The 15,853-nt window shown below is 72.1% G+C and carries 10 protein-coding genes; 2 read left to right on the top strand and 8 right to left on the bottom strand.

Going from position 1 to position 15,853, the window contains the following annotated elements; genetic code table 11:
- Nucleotides 1-8 precede the first annotated feature (8 nt).
- Nucleotides 9-230 carry an MbtH family protein gene (locus tag A6A27_RS22670; protein WP_073836663.1) on the top strand — a complete coding sequence of 74 codons (222 nt, stop codon included), beginning with the start codon at nt 9-11 and terminating at the stop codon, nt 228-230.
- A 5-nt stretch (nt 231-235) separates the two neighbouring features.
- Here A6A27_RS22670 and pepN read toward each other — a convergent pair whose 3' ends face one another.
- The 4 genes from pepN to A6A27_RS22650 form a co-directional block, all read right to left on the bottom strand.
- The gene (pepN, locus tag A6A27_RS22665) at nt 236-2,665 is read right to left on the bottom strand and encodes an aminopeptidase N (protein ID WP_073836662.1); all 2,430 of its coding nucleotides are present in this window, start codon (nt 2,663-2,665) and stop codon (nt 236-238) included.
- A gap of 90 nt (nt 2,666-2,755) precedes the next feature.
- On the bottom strand, nt 2,756-4,354 hold the full coding sequence (locus A6A27_RS22660) for a class I SAM-dependent methyltransferase (RefSeq protein WP_073836661.1): 1,599 nt from the start codon (nt 4,352-4,354) through the stop codon (nt 2,756-2,758).
- A gap of 89 nt (nt 4,355-4,443) precedes the next feature.
- Nucleotides 4,444-7,557, bottom strand: coding sequence for a non-ribosomal peptide synthetase (locus tag A6A27_RS22655; RefSeq protein ID WP_073836660.1), 3,114 nt, complete (start codon nt 7,555-7,557; stop codon nt 4,444-4,446).
- Between the two features lie 159 nt (nt 7,558-7,716).
- On the bottom strand, nt 7,717-9,321 hold the full coding sequence (locus tag A6A27_RS22650; RefSeq protein ID WP_083672772.1) for a carboxylesterase/lipase family protein: 1,605 nt from the start codon (nt 9,319-9,321) through the stop codon (nt 7,717-7,719).
- 197 nt (nt 9,322-9,518) lie between these two features.
- On the opposite strand from A6A27_RS22650, the gene A6A27_RS22645 reads away from it, so the two are divergent.
- On the top strand, nt 9,519-9,872 hold the full coding sequence (locus A6A27_RS22645) for an LLM class flavin-dependent oxidoreductase (protein ID WP_073836658.1): 354 nt from the start codon (nt 9,519-9,521) through the stop codon (nt 9,870-9,872).
- Nucleotides 9,873-9,973: 101 nt separating this feature from the next.
- Here A6A27_RS22645 and A6A27_RS22640 read toward each other — a convergent pair whose 3' ends face one another.
- The 4 genes from A6A27_RS22640 to A6A27_RS22630 form a co-directional block, all read right to left on the bottom strand.
- Nucleotides 9,974-10,570, bottom strand: coding sequence for a hypothetical protein (locus tag A6A27_RS22640; RefSeq protein WP_241825399.1), 597 nt, complete (start codon nt 10,568-10,570; stop codon nt 9,974-9,976).
- A gap of 232 nt (nt 10,571-10,802) precedes the next feature.
- Complete coding sequence (gene mhpA / locus A6A27_RS22635) at nt 10,803-12,461, bottom strand: bifunctional 3-(3-hydroxy-phenyl)propionate/3-hydroxycinnamic acid hydroxylase MhpA (RefSeq protein WP_073836657.1); 1,659 nt, start codon at nt 12,459-12,461, stop codon at nt 10,803-10,805.
- A gap of 165 nt (nt 12,462-12,626) precedes the next feature.
- Nucleotides 12,627-13,007, bottom strand: coding sequence for a hypothetical protein (locus A6A27_RS46130; RefSeq protein ID WP_241825398.1), 381 nt, complete (start codon nt 13,005-13,007; stop codon nt 12,627-12,629).
- Nucleotides 13,004-15,769 (bottom strand): BTAD domain-containing putative transcriptional regulator, encoded by a 2,766-nt coding sequence (locus A6A27_RS22630; RefSeq protein WP_241825397.1) that lies wholly within the window; start codon nt 15,767-15,769, stop codon nt 13,004-13,006. The genes A6A27_RS46130 and A6A27_RS22630 overlap by 4 nt, the downstream gene beginning before the upstream one ends.
- Between the last annotated feature and the right edge of the window lie 84 nt (nt 15,770-15,853).

Below are 15,853 nucleotides of genomic sequence, written 5' to 3'. Positions count from 1 at the left end.
GAGCGATGATGACGACGAACCCGTTCGAGAACGACGACAGCGATTACCTGGTGCTGGTCAACGACGAGGCGCAGTACTCGCTCTGGCCGGCTGGCGCGGAGGTGCCCGCCGGCTGGCGCTGCGTGCACCCGGCGGACAGCCGGCAGAGCAGTCTCGACTTCGTCGAACGGACCTGGACCGACATGCGGCCGGCCAGCCTCGCCCGGGCCATGGAGTCCGCCGGCGGCTGACCGGTTCAGGTGCGGGAGCGCAGCATCCGGCGCAGCTCGTCGGCGCGCTCCCGCACCGTCTTGCGCACGACCGGCGCGGCGGCCTCGGCGGCCGCCTCGGCCCGGGCCGGGAAGTCGGGGCCGATGCCGAACACCGGGAACATCCGCTGGGAGTACGTCATCGCCGGGATCATCCCGGCGCGGTCCAGTTCGGGCAGGACCTTCAGGTACCGGTCGGCGTACTCGGCGAGCAGCGCGTCCTGCCCGGGGCGCCAGAACGCCGTGGTGACCGTGGTGAGCGAGCCGATCGGCACCGCCCGCTCGACCGTCATGGCCTGCCAGACGGCGGCCTTCCGGTCGGCGTCGGGCGCCGCCGCGCGCACCGCCAGCGCCTGGTACCGGGCGTCCGGGTCGGGATCGCGGGCGAGCAGCTCGCGTGCCGCGTCCCCGGTCGCGTCGCCGAGCTCGGCGGTGCGAATGAGGGCACGCCAGTGCAGGTCGACGTCGTTGCCCGCCAGCTCCCGCAGCCGGGCCAGCTCGTCGAGGTCGCGGGCGGCCCGGGCCAGGCCGCGCAGGGCCACCTGCCGGCGGCCGGGCTGCTCGGCGAGGGCCAGGCACGCCTCGGCGACCGCGGCCAGCAGCGCGTCGCGCCGGTCATCGCCCGCCCACAGCTCGGCGGCGTTGCCGGCCAGCCGGAGGTACGGCTCGATCACCGCGTCGGACGTCTCGACCGCGAGCACGGCGGTGAGGCAGCGCACCGCTTGCTCCGGGGTCGCCTCGCCGGTGGTCAGCATGTCCCACACGGTGGCGACGACGACGCCGCGGGACACCGCGGTGGGCAGCTCGCCGGCGGCCGCCACCAGGGCCTCCGCCCCGCCCGCCGGCCGGGTCCTGGCGAAGGTCAGGTCCTCGTCGTTGACCAGGTAGAAGTCGGCTCCGGCGGGCAGGCCGACCGGGGTCCGGGGACCCTGCACGTCGACCTCGGCCAACGCGGTGCGCACCAGCCCGGCCGCGCCGCGCGTGTAGGCGCCCACCGCCAGGACCTGCGGTCGCGGCGGCCCGTCCGGCCCGCCTCCGGCCAGCACCAGGCCGACGCCGTCGGGTTCCAGCATCAGCCGGTCGGTGCCGGCCGTGTCCAGCCAGCCGGCCCGCCACCGGTCCAGGTCCCGGCCCGAGGCTGCGGCGAGCGCGTCGATCAGGTCCTGCAGCGTGGTGTTGCCCCAGGCGTGCCGGGCGAAGTACGCCTTCATCCCGGTGACGAAGTTCTCCTCACCGACATATGTCCCCAGCTGTCGGAGCACCGCGGCACCCTTGGGGTAGGTGATGGCGTCGAAGATCGAGGCGGCCTCGGCGACGTCCGGCACCGGCAGGCGGATCGGGTGCGACGTCGGCCCCTGGTCCGCCAGGTACGCCGACAGCTTGTCCCCGGCGAGCAGGCCCGCCCACGCGTCGGTGTAGCGGGTGGCGCGCGACGCCGCCCAGTGGCACGCGAACTCGGCGAACGCCTCGTTCAGCCAGAGGTCGTCCCACCAGCGCATGGTCACGATGTTGCCGAACCACATGTGCGCCATCTCGTGCAGCAGGACGGTGGCCAGCACCTCACGCTCGGCCGGGGTGGGCGCGGCGCGCCGCAGCGCCGCGTCGGACCAGGTGACACACCCGTAGTTCTCCATGGCGCCGCCGAACTCGGGCATGAACACCTGGTCGTACTTGTGCTGCGGGAACGGCATGCCGAAGACGTCGCCGAAGAAGGCCAGGCCTTGCGCGGTCACGGTGAAGATCTCGTCGGCGTCGCGCTCGAGGACCGGAGCCAGCGAGCGGCGGGCGAAGATGCCGAGGTCGTAACCGCCGGCTTCGCGGCGGATCTCGTGCAGCGGGCCCGCGTTGACCACCGTGTTGTACGGCGACAGCGGTGGCGTGGCGGGAAAGGTCCAGCGCCGCACGCCGTCCAGGGTCTCCACCTTGGGATCGCCGCTGTTGCTGGCGACGGCCCAGGCGGCGGGCGCGATGATGGTGAACGTGTGCGGGGCCTTCAGGTCGGGCTGGTCGAAGCAGGCCCAGACCCGGTGCGCCGCGTCGGGCTCGAAGGTCGTCCACACGTACACCTCGCCGTCGGCCGGATCGACGGCCTTGTGCACCCCGGCGCCGTCGGTCGTGTCGGCCTGCACGGTCTCCACGCGCAGGGTGTTCTCCGCGGCGAGGGCGGGCAGCGGGAGCCGGCCGTCGGCCGCTGGCGGCAGTGGTTCGCCGTTCAGCGTGCCGGCCAGCACCCGGGCGGCGCAGTCGACGAACGTCTCCGCACCCGGCTCGGCGCAGGTGAACGTCACGGTGGACACGCACCGCACCGCCGGCCCGGTGGGCAGGTCGGTGAAGTCGGCGGTTATGTCGTAGTGCCGCACCGACAGCAGGGCGGCGCGGTGCTCGGCCTCCGCCTGGGTCAGGCTGCGCGGGCTCATCGGTCCTCCTCGGAGATCGATCGGCGCGGCCGCCGCCGTGGCGGGCACCTCGCGGTCGTCGCGCTCCCGACCTGGACCGCATGGATCCTCTTACGGCCACCCGTGCTCGGAAGTGAAGTCCGGCGCAGGCAGCGCCGCACGGTCGAGTTCGCCGTCCACCGTCAACGGAAACTGATCGACGATGACGACGGCGGCGGGAACCATGGACCCGGGTACTCGCTCGGCGACGAACCGGCGCACGTCGTCGGCCAACACCGACGCGTGCGGATAGTTCGCATACCGGGCCGCCCGTTCCAGCGGCTCCCGCGCCTCGTACACGTCCGTCAACACCGCGCGATCGCCCGCGCCCGGGCGCGACGCCTGGGCGATGGCTCCGGGACCGAGGAAGACCGCATCCATGCGATCCGGCTGCGCCGACCAGGTCACCGCGACTTTCCGGCCCAGGCGCTGCGCAAGAAGGTGCAGATCTTCCGGAAGCCACCCGGCATCCGCCTGCGCGCCACCGCCCGGCGCGGCCACGGTCGAGACTGGTTGTCCGCGCCGGATGCGTTGTGCCGCAGCGACTTCACCGATCAGCCCGCCGTGCGGGATTCCCGTGACGCGCAGGCTCTCGCCGGGCTGCTCGCCCATGATCCGTTCAAGGTGGTTGCCGAAGTCTCCGATGTCGCGACACGCCAGGTCAGCGAACGCGACCCGAGGTACGTCGGCGAGCGAGTGCGTTCGAGCCGGGGCCTTGTGCAGCACCACGTCGTATCGGTACCGGGTCAACTCGTTGACCGCGGCGCCACGCTTGAGCTGGATGTCGACCCCCGCGACATCGGCCAACTCCCGTGCCGTCGCCACGAAGTACTCCGGGGCGAGCAGCAACTCGTCCTCCGCCGCCACTGCCCGCTGGGCCCGTTCGTGGATCGTCGCCGGCTCCGCGGACGGGTCCCGCGCGAGTTGCACCGCGGTGAAGAACTCCTCGAGCAGACTCAGGTTCCGGATGTCGCCCAGGAACAATGAGCCACCCGGCGCGAGCACTCTCAGCGCCTGCTCGATCACCCGACGCAGATACCCGTGCCCGGGGAAGTGCATCGCCACCGAGTTGATGACCACCGTGTCGAAGTACCCTTCGGGCAGCCTGTCGGTCTCGATGGCCTCGGCGACCCGCAGGTGCACCCGGTCGGCCCAGGGCACGCCTGCGGCCTTCAGGCGGGCCCGCAGCTTAGCGATGGTCACCGGGGAGAAGTCCGTGGCACGGTACTCCACGCAGTCCGCGGCCAGGTGCGACATCAGCAGTCCCGAACCGACCCCGATCTCGAGCAACCTGGCGGGTTTCAGGCCTCGGATCCGGTCCACCGTGGCCGCTCGCCACAGCGTCATTTCCTCGACGGGAATCGCCCCACCGGTGTAGCTGCTGTTCCAGCCGCTGAAATCCGAACCGAGCCGACCCAGCTGGGGGTCATCGACGGAAATCACCTCGGAGTACAGGTCGTCGTACACCCGGCGCCACTGCGCCACGAAGTCACCCGCGCTGGCATTCGCGGAGGGCCCGGAATCGCTGTGCGGCACAGTGTCTTCGGGGATGACATAGGTCACCAGGCGACGATCTCCGGGGCCGTCCTCGCGGGCGATCACCACGCCGCGGTGTACCTGTGGATGCGCGTTGACGACGGCTTCGATCTCGTCGACCTGACCGGCGAACAACTGCGGAACAGATTTACCTGTCATCTCTCCACCAATCCGTACGGCTCCATCAGCAGTTGCTCCCTCGGCGAATCGACAGCTGGTCCTACCTAGGCGACCGCGTGCTTGGCCAGGGCCTGCAGGTCCACCTTCGCGTTGCTGGTCAACGGGAACGCATCGGTGAACGACCACAGCTCCGGTACCGCCCAGGACGGCAGCGCGTCTGCGATCCAGGCCCGCAGCTCCGCCACGGACGGGGCCGGGTCGGCGACGATGACGCCGGCAAGCAGTCGCCGGTCAGCGCCGGGATCACCGTCGCCCGCCACGACCGCGTCCCGTACCTGCGGGTGCTCGCGCAGCCGCCGAGCCACCGCGTCCGGCTCGACCCGGAACCCGCGTACCTTCATCTGGTGGTCGCGCCGGCCGATGAAGACCAGGCGCCCGCGCCCGTCCCAGCGCACCAGGTCCCCGGTGCGGTACAAGCGCTCGCCGGTGTCCGGCGCCCGCCCCCCGAATGCTCGGGCGGTCTCCTCGGGTGCGCCCAGGTAACCGTCGGCGAGGCCGGCGCCGCCGACGCACAGCTCACCGACCGCGCCCGGCGGCACCGGATGGCCGTCCTCGTCGAGCACGAACACCCGCGTACCCGGGACCGGCCGGCCGATCGGCAGCGGGTCGCTCACCTCGGCCGGCGAGTCGAGGTGGTGGACCGTGGTGAACGTGGTGCACTCGGTCGGTCCGTACCCGTTGGTGACCCGTAGCCCCGGGTACCGCTCGAGCAGCCGCCGGACCTGCTCCGGCGGGACCACGTCGCCGCCGGTGAGCACCTGCCGTACGGGCGCGAACGCCTCGGGCCGGTGGTCGACCACGAGCCGGAACAATCCGGCGGTCAGCCACAGCACACTCACCCGACGTTCGACGAGGAACCGGGCCAGCTCGGTCGGCGCGACCGGCCCGTCGGGGAAGACCTGAAGGCTGGCGCCGGACAGCAGGGGCGCGAACAGCTCCAGCGTGGAGGCGTCGAACGCCAGCGGCGCGAGGCGCAGGTACCGCTCGTCCGGGCCGAGCCGGACGTACCCGGCGTCGCGGACCAGGCGCACGACCGCGCGGTGCGGCACCGGTACCCCCTTGGGCCGACCGGTCGAGCCGGACGTGAAGGCGAGGTACGCGGTCCGGGCCGGGTCGGCCGGTGCCGGTTCGGGTCCCGGTACCAGCGGGTCGGTCGGCGCCCATGGTGGGACCGCCGGGCAGGAGGCCAACTCGGCCAGCTCGGGCGAGCCGATGACCGCGCGTGGCGAGACCTGGCGCAGGATCTCGGCGAGCCATTCCCGCGGTGCGTCGGCGTCGATCCCCACGTACGCCGCGCCCCGGTGCAACACGGCGAGCACGGCCACGACCTCGGCGACGCCGCGCGGCACGGCGAGGACGACCCGGTCACCCGGGCGGACATCGGCCAGTGCGGACGCGTGAGTACGTGCGGCGGCAAGCAGCTCGTCGTACGTCAGCGCCTCGACCGCGACCGCGTCCGGGTGCCGCGCGGCCGTCTCCTCGAACAACTGCCACAGCCCGGCCGCGCAGTCGGTGGCCGGCCCGTCGGACAACGCGGCCAGCCGCTCCCGCTGTCCTGCCGAGATCGCCCGTACCGACGACAGCGGAGCGTCCACGTCCGCGACCAGCTCTTCCAGCGCCGCCGTGAACCCTTCGACCAGATCGACCGCCTCGCCGGGGCCGAACACCGCCGACTGGTACTCCAGCTGCAGCACCGGCCGCTCGCCCCAACTGGTCAAGAACAGTGTGGTCTCCATGTGTGAGGCGCCGCAGTACCCCTCGTGCAGGGTCAGCTCCAGTCCGCCCTCCCGCACCCGCCCGCCCAGCAGCTCGTCGTGCGCCTCGAACACGGCCTGGATGACCGGCATCCGATCGGTGACTTCGTCCTGGCCGAGCGCCGGGATGATGTGCTCCAGCGGCAGCTCGGCCCGCTCGGCGGCGGCCGCCCAGCCGGCGGCGCAGGCGCGCAGATGCTCGGCGACGGTACGCGTGTCGTCGAGCCGGCACCGCACCGGCACGATGCGCACGCACAGCCCGAGGACGTCGTGCAGCTCCGCGACCTGCCGACCGGACATGCCGACCCCGACAGCGAGGTCCCGGAGCCCGATACGCCGCCCCACCGCCGTCGCCCAAGCGGTGAAGAGTACGACGGTGTGGGTCACCCCGAGCTGCCGCGCCGTCTTCATGACCCGGTCCCGCAGCTCGGCGCTGAGCCCGAACGGCAGGTGTGCCCCGCTGACGTCCAGGGTCTCCGGCCGGGCCCGGTCGACGGGCAGCGGGACGGTTCCGGGCAGGTCGGCGAGGTCGGCGACCGCGAGCTGGGTCAGCTCGGCGAGCCGGCCGCTCGCGGTGAGCTCCTGGTACCGGGACACGATCAGCTCCGGCGACGGGCCCGGCGCGGCGGTGCCGGCGGTGTACGCGCGGGCGAACGCGCGCCAGAACTGGGCCAGCGCCCACCCGTCCAGGAGCGCGTGATGCACCAGGATCGACAGCAGGTCCGACCCGCCGTCGACCTGGCTGTGCACGAACAGCACAGGCGGCTCGGTGAACGGCGCGAGCAGGTCGGGGCTGGCCGCGAGCTGGGCGTGCACGATCGCCACCGGATCCACGCCAGGCGGCGGGGCCAGCCGCTGTTCGATCAGCCGTGGCTGCCAGGTGGCCAGCACCCGCCTGGCATAGCCGGTATCGGTGCGGGTGAAGGCGGTACGCAGCGCCTCGTGGCTCCTGGTCAGCTCGGCCAGCGTCGCCCGCAGCCGGTCAGGCTCGAACGGCGTGGCGCTCTCGGCGGTGAACAGCACCCGGACACCACGACCGCCGTGCTGGCCCTCGGCCATCAGCATGCCGTCCTGGCTGGGCAGCAACGGCCGGTACACCGAGGTCGCCGGGGCACTGGCCGGCACCGGCCGGTATTCGCCTGCCTGAGCCAAGGCCTGCGCGAGGGGCACCGACCCGCGCAGGGCACGCAGCGGCGGCGAGATTCCCAGGCGACGTTCAACCCTGGCCGCGAAGTCGGCCGCGCGCAACGAGGTGCCACCCAGGTCGATGAAGGACGCGGTGTCCGCCCGGTCCTGCACCGTCTCGACCGGGCACCCGATTACCTCCGCCGCCAGTGCGGTCCACTCATCGCGGATAGCGTCATCCGGGCCGGTCACCGCACGGTTGAGCTCGTCCGTCGTCATCCCGCCTCCTGCTGGTTTCGCGCCATCTCGGGTCGGCACTGGGCGGTACACCCGAACTCATGCTCGTCGTCGGCGTCGACGGGGCGCATCTCCGCGCTTGCTGTCGCCGCCGCCTGGCCGCCGGCGCGCAAGGTTCCGGGGCGTTCGCGGGTGCGTCACTCAGTGGATCGCGTTCCAGAATCCGCATTGGTGGTCCCGGCGAAAGTCCGTCGAGGTGATGCCTGCTGTGCCCGCGACCAGCGACAGTAGGCGCCCGTCGCCCCGGTATGCCGACCAGTGGGGTAGCCCCGTTCTGTTGGGGTTACCGGTGGCGGCGAAGTTGGACCAGTATCCGATCATCTCGCGGGACAGCCGCTGTTGCTGCCGGTTGAGGACTGGGGAGCCGCCGGGATCGTTGTACGCCCCGTCGAACAGGTACGGCAGTTCGGCCCCGTGGCCGACACCCATCGCGAAGCCGCCAACAACCTGGCCCGGGTCCTCGGCGAACTCGTAGGCGTAGACCGGGGCCCGCCTCGACGCCGCCTGGTCGGCGGATAGCACCGTACAACCGCCGAACTTGTGTCCCCTGTCGGTGAGCACGGTGGCAAGCGCGACGCCGGGGCTGGGGTAGGCGCTGGCCGGGTACCGGGCCAGCACTCCCGCTGCGTCGGCACCGAACACCTGGGCGAGGACGCCCGGGTACTGGTCGGCGGTCAGCGGGTGGCCTTGGAAGTCGTAGTTGACCCCGACGAAGGGGCGCATCTCGTCCCGCGTGCTGCCCTGAATCAGTGGTACGCGGGCGGCCAGGCCTCGTCGCATCGCCTCCAGCGGCTGATAGGGCAGCATGGGGGTTCCGGCCACAGGCAGCCAGGGCAGATCGGCGATGCGGGCGGTGGCGGTGAAGACCCGGTCGCCGCCGATACCGACCAGCCGGCTGGCCGCAACGCCGCGCAGGCAGGCCGGTACGTCGTTCGCCGCTGAACACCCGAGATCGCGGGCCATCTGGGTACCTCGGGTCTGGGCCACTGGCCGAGTCACCATCGAATTGCCGCACGGGCCGCTCTGCACGATCGCCTTTTGGAACAGGCCGGCTGCCGGCGGTGATGCCAGCTGTGTGCAGGTGCTGTACGCGCCGGCTGACTGGCCGGCGAGGGTGATGTTGTGGGCGTCGCCGCCGAACCGGGCGATGTTGCGTCCCACCCAGCGCAGTGCTGCCTGCTGGTCGGCGATGCCGAAGTTGCCGGCGGCCGGTTCGGTCGGGGCGAGCGCCGGGTGGTCGAGGAAGCCGAGCGCGCCGAGGCGATAGTTGACGGTCACCACCACCACGCGCCCGGATACCGCGAGTCGGGTCGGGTCGTAGTCGCTGCCGGACCCGGACACGAAGCCCCCGCCGGGTAGCCACACCATGACGGGTAGGTGCCGGGCATTCCTACCGGCCGGCGTGGTGATGTTCAGGTACAGGCAGTCCTCGCTGCCGACCACGGCGGATCCGGCCGGCCCGCCCATCTGTAGACACGGACTAGCGGGCCGGGTCGCGTCACGCACCGTCTGCCACGGGTGTGGCGGCAGCGGGGCGCGCCAGCGCCGGTCACCGACCGGAGGTGCCGCGTAGGGAATGCCGGAGAACGTCCGGTGGTCGGTGGCGACCGTACCCCGTAGGGCGCCGGAGTCGGTGACGACGACGGCCTGATCCGGCGACGGTTCGGCGCTGGCCGCGCCGGTCTGGGCCGTGACTGCGGTGACCACCGCGGCTAGCATGGCGCCGATACGAACTGCTGATCTCATGGCCTCGACGCTATGAGCCATCCACGGGCGCCTCATCCGCGCGACGGCGACACCTGGCCTACGTCGGCGAACGCAGCAGACCTGGAGCCGCGGTACGCGTCATGGCGTACGCGCGTCACCCTCCGTGTGCAGGCGGACGCACTTCAACATTCGCTTCTCGTCTGATCTCGACGCGGCTGCCAGATCGCATCCGCGCGGTGAAGGACCTGTCCCGCCAACCAGACGACCGCACCCTGGTGCGAGCGGTTCAGCAGCCGCATCCGCCGATCCTGGTCGCCGGGTCCGGGGCGCGGATGCTTCGGCTGGCCGCGCGGGAGGCGGACATCGTCGCGCTGGGTATGCCGCCACAGAGCTCGGAGGAACAGCTGGCGGTGAAAGTTGACGAGCTGCGCCACCTTGCCGGTGCCCGCTTCGACGACCTGGAGTTGGCCGTCCACGTCGCGGCAGTCGCGGACAGGCTTGAAGACCTGCCCGGCGATGGGCGGCTAGCCCGTGTCAGGTCGGCGGCGATCCTCGCGTCATGGCGGCAGTCGGCGGGACTGCACCGGTAGTGGAACGGCTCGCCGGCACGTGAGGGCTGGGCACATCACCGCCGTGAGCCGAACACCCCGGCACGTGGAGGTACGAACCGGTCCGCAAACCGAGGCATCCCTCAGTCGGCGGGAGGCTGGCGGCGGATCCGGCCCCACGGCTTGAACACGGCCAACACCAGAGCGACGACCAGGGCGGCCGGGGAGACGATGGGCGGATAGATCATGTTGCCCACCGAAAACGTCACGAGGTGCCCCGCCGCAAGCTCCCGGCCCAGCTCGCTCAGCCCCGAGAGGCCGGGGCGCAACGCCAGCGGGACGAGCCCGGTGAGCGCTACGTTCAACGCCAGCTTCGTGGCGACCCACCAGTACCGCACCAGGCCATACTTGCTGCCCAGCCCGAGCACGACACCAGTGGCAAGGCAGATCATGCCCGCGGTGAACAGTGGCCAGACCGCGAAGAGTTGGAGTGCCTGGAGACACAGCGCACGGACAGCGGTGTCGTGGTCGACCACCGCCGTGAAGATGACCACGGCCATGGCGACATCGACTCCGAGCCACGCACCGGCGGACGCGATATGGACCACCAGGACGCCTTTGCGGGTCCGGGCACCCAGCCTGAGCAGCCGGGGGTGATCTCTTCGCGGGCTCAGCGAATCCAGCGTGCGGGGCGACTCGTGGCCGCCCACCGCGGTCGACATCTCGTTGGAACCGTCCATGACTGTCCAGCTTCGGGGCGTCGCGGCGTCCAGTCGTCCGCCCGCACGCTGAATCCCGGGTACGTCAGCCGACGTACACGCTCCGGTCAGCCGAGCGCCCGCCAACGCCCGCCGGGTGCTCGGCAACCGCCGCGGGCCATTGCCGCCAAGGCGGTGTGGGCGACGCCCCCGCCCCCAACGTCCAGGCTCCTGACGCGATTCCTCCCGGCCCGGAAGGGACCGGGATCCCTCGCTAGGCCGCGTTGAAGGCGGCCGCCCCGCTGATGGGCTGCGGCACGCCGAGGGCCGCCGCCAGCAGGTGGCCTACTCGCCCGGTCTGATTGGCCGATGCGACTGCGAAGACGAACCGGTCCGGCCGCAACACGACCACCCCAGCGCGATTCCGGCGCAGCCAGGCGCTGATGATTCCGTCTACATCGACGAGATCCACTTGTGATGCCCGGCCGTACTGGCGGACTGGTGGCAGATCTTCCGGAGCGGTGCCTGCGGGATGTACGACGACGAAACGCACCGGCAACCCCCGCCACTCCCCTGGCCTGAACACCGCACCTACGTTCGCGAGCCCCAGCACGGCGAACCCGGAGCCGAGCGCTTCGTCAAGGAGGTGCGGCGCGGGTGAGGCGCCAGTGGAAATCCGCGGCTGGGGAAACATCGTCCCCACGCCGCCGGTACGTCGACCGCCCGCCATCAGCCCACTTGGATGAGCCGGCACCGGCTTGAACTCGAAGTGTCGGACGAACCTGCGTACCCGGGGGACGGTCTGGACAGCCTGCAGAAACTTGTCGCGCAACCACGCCGCCGACCGGCTCCGCGCCAGGAAGACCCGCCCCAGGCTTACGCTCGTCCGCGCCATCGCCGCGGCGTGTGGGCGCCGCTCGACCTCGTATGTCTCCAGCAGCGTCGGGTCGGCGTCACCGGCGAGGACCATGGCGAGCTTCCAGGCAAGGTTTGCCGCGTCTCGCAGTCCGCTGCAGAGTCCTTGTCCCAGGAACGGAGGCATCTGATGGGCGGCGTCGCCGAGCAGGAAGACCCGGCCGGCGCGCCACTGCCGGGCGACGAGGTTGTGGAAGGTATAGACCACCGCGCGGGTCGTGGTGAAGCGCGCCGGATCGACGTACGGCTCCATCAGTGCGTTCATGTTCTGCGGCTGGCGTACTTCGTCGGCGGTCTCGCCGGGGCGCAGCATGAACTCCATGCGATAGCTTCCCTTCGCCCCCGGTGACACGAAGGCTGGGCGCCACCAGTCGCAGACGAACGTCGTCCGCTCGACGCGGATTCCGCCGGGTGACACGTTCCCCGAAATGGCGAGCCAGGGCTCGGCGTAGCTGGACCCCGTCAAGGCGATGCCGGCGGCGGCCCGGGTGGTGCTGCGGGCGCCGTCGCAGCCGAGCACGTAGCGGGCTCGCACCGTCCAGGTGTGGAGGGTGGCCATGTCCCGCAGGGTCAGCGTCACGTCCTCGGTGTCCTGCCTCAACGCCACCAGCTCGGTGCCGAGGCGGAGTTCGACGTGGTCGAAGCGGTCCAGGCCGGCGCGCAGCGTCTGTTCCAGCGACGGCTGGTCGAAGAAGCTCAACGGCGGGTGGCCGAGGCCGAAGTCCACCTCCGACAGCGCGATGCTCGCGAAGGTCTTTCCCTTGCGGTTGACATACTCGGCGTCCGGTACCGGGTACATGTCGCGGCCCACCTGCTCGAGGAGGCCGGCCTGCTGGTAGATGCGCAATGCCTCGTCGTCGCACGAGAACGCGCGCGGTTGGCCGTGCGGCAGCCGGCTCCGCTCGACGACCAGGGTACGGACCCCGTGGATGCCGAGCAGGTTGGCGGTCAGCGCACCGACGGGTCCGCAGCCGATCACCGCAACGTCGACGGTGTGGACCGCATCAGTCGGGGACATGGGGTGGTCCTTCCGGGAGAGCTCCGCGACGACCGTCGTCGCTCCTGCCCGTAGACGACACCAGCCCGGTGCGGAGGTCGTGTGGAGGCCATGTGGAGGCCGTGTGGAGGTCGGGCTCGCGCGGTTCGGTACCCACCCGCGTGGTCCGTCCCCGTCAGGTGCAGGTCAACGCGAGTGTGCCGGCAGCAGGTCGTCCGGTAAGCGGGCCAGCAGCAGCCGCGCGTCCTGCTCGACGGCGAGCCGGGCCCCGGCACGCAACTCCCCGGCGTCGTGCAGGGCGACGCCGCGGATCCGGCGCAGATCGGCCTCGCAGACCCGCTCTCCCAACTGCTCCGCCACGGACAACGCCTGCTTGGCCAGCTCCGCGGCGGTGGCTCGCTCTCCCGCCACCAGATACGCCTCAGCGACGGCACAGAGCGTGATGGTGCGGGTGGAGCGCAGCCCGGGATGGTAGATCGCCTCGCCGGCGGCCCGCGCCGCCGCCAGCCGGCCCCGATCCCCGCCGTAGGCGGCGGCCCATTGCGCGAGGAATTCGCCCGTCGTCACCACGTGCGGCAGCCCGTTCGCCGCTCCGAGTTCCCGGCACCGCTCCGCCGCGACTCGTACCGCGATGACGTCGCGTTCCTGCAGCGCCCGCCAGCCGTCAAAGAGTGCGGCGTTGGCGCGGCCGTACGGATCGTCGATCTGGTCGGCGTAACCTCGGCGGCGAGGATGTCCTCCCGAGCCGGTGCACCCTCGCCGCGCAGCGAGCGGACCAGCGCCCGAAAGTTGTGGACGGCCAGGACCGGCCGACGGCCGACCTGCCGGCCGAGCAGCCGCAGATCGACCTCGCGCAGCCGGTCGACTGCGGCGGTGAGATGTCGCTCCGCGTCCAGCAGTTGCCCGGTGAAGTAGCCGACCACGCCCAACAGATACTCGCCCGCCGCACCGATCAGGCCGCTGCCGTCATCCTCGGCGGTGACAAGCCGCCGGGCGAGGTCACCGCAGACCGCGAAGTCGGCGCGGTTGGCGGCAAGCTCGCCCAGCGCCCACAGCGCCGGTCGCAGGTCCACCTCCGGTCCGACCATCCCCAGCAGCTGCCTCGCCCGGGAACAGACCTCGTCGGCCGCGTCGCTGCCGACTCCCACTGTCATCTGGAGCAGGGACGCCCGGTGCAGCTGGACCGCCAGCTCGGTACGCGCCGCGTTCGGCGAGATCGCCGAGTTCAGGCCGAGGCTCCGCGCGACGCGGCCGAGGTGCCCGAGGGCGTCCTCGTACGCCACGCGCCGGGTCGCGTCGTCGGCGGCGACCAGCGACCAGCGCAGATGGTCTTCGCGGTGACCGAGTCCGATCGCTTGGCCGTAGTGGTAGGCCAGCTCGGCGGGAGTGAGGCCGCCGGTCCGCTCGCCGGCGGCGGCGAGCCGGGCGTGCAGCGCGGCCCGGCGGGGAGGGGGCAGCTCGGCGTAGGCGACCTCGGCGAAGAGCGGATGCCGGAACCGCGTCTGGCCCGGCCCCGCCTCGGCGACGAGCGAGGCCGCGTACGCGGGAACGAGACGCTCGCCCACCTCTCCCGCTGGCGCGCCGAGAACCGCCGCCATCACGAGCAGCTCGAGATCGTGCCCGGCGACGCTGAGCAGGTCCAGGCACTCCCGCGACGGCTGCGGCAGTTCGTCGAGCCGCAGCCGGACGGTGTCCCGAACGGTTGGCGGCAGCTCTCCGGTCACCGGATCGGCTCCCGACCGGAGCAGCTCGGTGATGAAGAATGGGTTCCCGCCGGTCCGGGTCACCAGGCTCGCCACCGCTTCGTTCCGCGGACGCACCCCGGTACCGGATGCCACCAGGCTCGCCACCGACGACGCGTCTAGGCCGGTGAGCTGAAGCCGCATGAAGTTCCGCCCACGGGCCAGTTCGGCAACGGTCGACAGGAGCTCGACACTCCGGTCATACGGCCGCGTCGTGACCAGGACGAGGGCGCGGGTGCCCGCCAGAAGCGGGGATAGAAACCGCAGCAGCAGCAACGAATCCGGGTCCGCGGCGTGCAGGTCGTCCAGTACGACGAGCAGCCCTCGCTGCCCGGCCACGGCGCGGATCAGGTTGGCCACCGCCTCATACACCCGGAACCGCGCCATCGGGTCGACGTCGGCGTCGCCGGGCGCGGCCAGCGGCCCGGCGGCGAAACCGTCCAGCGGCACCGCCGACGCGGCAGCACCGGCCTGCGGCATCGCCCGTAGCCTCCGGATCACCTGGGTCCACAGCCAGAACGGAGGCGTCTGCCCCAGATCCGGACACCGCCCCCACACCACCGGAGTTCCGGACGTCGCGACCCGTGCGCTGAGCACCGCAGCGAGGCTGGTCTTGCCGATCCCCGCCTCGCCCATGACGGCCGCCACTCGACCGTCCCCGCCGGTCGCCGCGGCCAGCGCCTCGCCGAGCCGCGCCAGCTCCGTGTCACGCCCCGCGAGAGCTTGCGGCGCCTCGACCGGTGCCGCCCCGCCACCCGCGAGTGCTGGCCCGGTCGCAGCAGCGGGTTCCCGCACGACCGTTGGCGGGCCGGGCACGACCGCCGCCGGTACGGGCACGGCATGTCCTAGGACGAGTCGGTGTGCCTCGCGGAGCTGCTCGCCCGGGTCGAGCCCGTACTCGTGGGCCAGCAGCCGCCGGCCCTCCTCGTAGACGGCGAGTGCGTCGGTCTGCCGCCCGGATCGGTAGAGGGCCAGCATGAGCCGGGCCCGGGCGGCCTCCCGCAGCGGATGGGCGCCCACGAATCTGCGCAGCGCCGGCAGGACCGCCTCGTGCCGGTTGGCGGCAAGGCCTGCGGTGAGGCATCCCTCCTCGGCGTCGAGACGCAGCTCGGCCAGCCGCGCCGCCTCCGGGCGTACCGCGTCCAGATCTGCCGCGGCGGCCAACGGCTCGCCTCGCCACAGCGCCAACCCGGCGCGGTAGCACTGCTCGGACGCTGCGGCGTCACCCGCCGCGAGCAGTGCCGCCGCGCGGTCCACCAGACGCTCGAACCGGACCGCGTCGACGGCGTCGGGCGCGGCTCGCAGCTCGTACCCCCTGGTGTGGCCGACGACGACCACCCCCTGCCCGCGAGGGGCGCGCTCCGGCTCCAGGGCCCGGCGCAACCCGGCGACGTACGTGCGCAGCGTCATCTGCCCGCTGACCGGCGGCCGGCCGTCCCACAACGCGTCGACCAGCCAGTCGGAGGCGACGAACCGGTTCAGTCGTAACAGCAGCAGGACCAGCAACGCTTGCTGCTTGGGTCCGCCGGCCGGCACCCGTTGTCCGTTCCGGACTACCTCGAGCTGGCCCAGGACATGAAACTGCACACCAACACCACAACGCCCGCGCACATCCCGGTCAAGACACCGGGTGTGCCGGATTAGTGTCACCGCCCGCCCAGCCCCCTGCCG

Source organism: Micromonospora sp. CB01531, assembly GCF_001905095.1.
In the GTDB taxonomy this organism is placed as follows: domain Bacteria; phylum Actinomycetota; class Actinomycetes; order Mycobacteriales; family Micromonosporaceae; genus Micromonospora.
The sequence above is the reverse complement of the archived record's forward strand: the minus strand, read 5'-3'. Positions and strand labels throughout refer to the sequence as shown.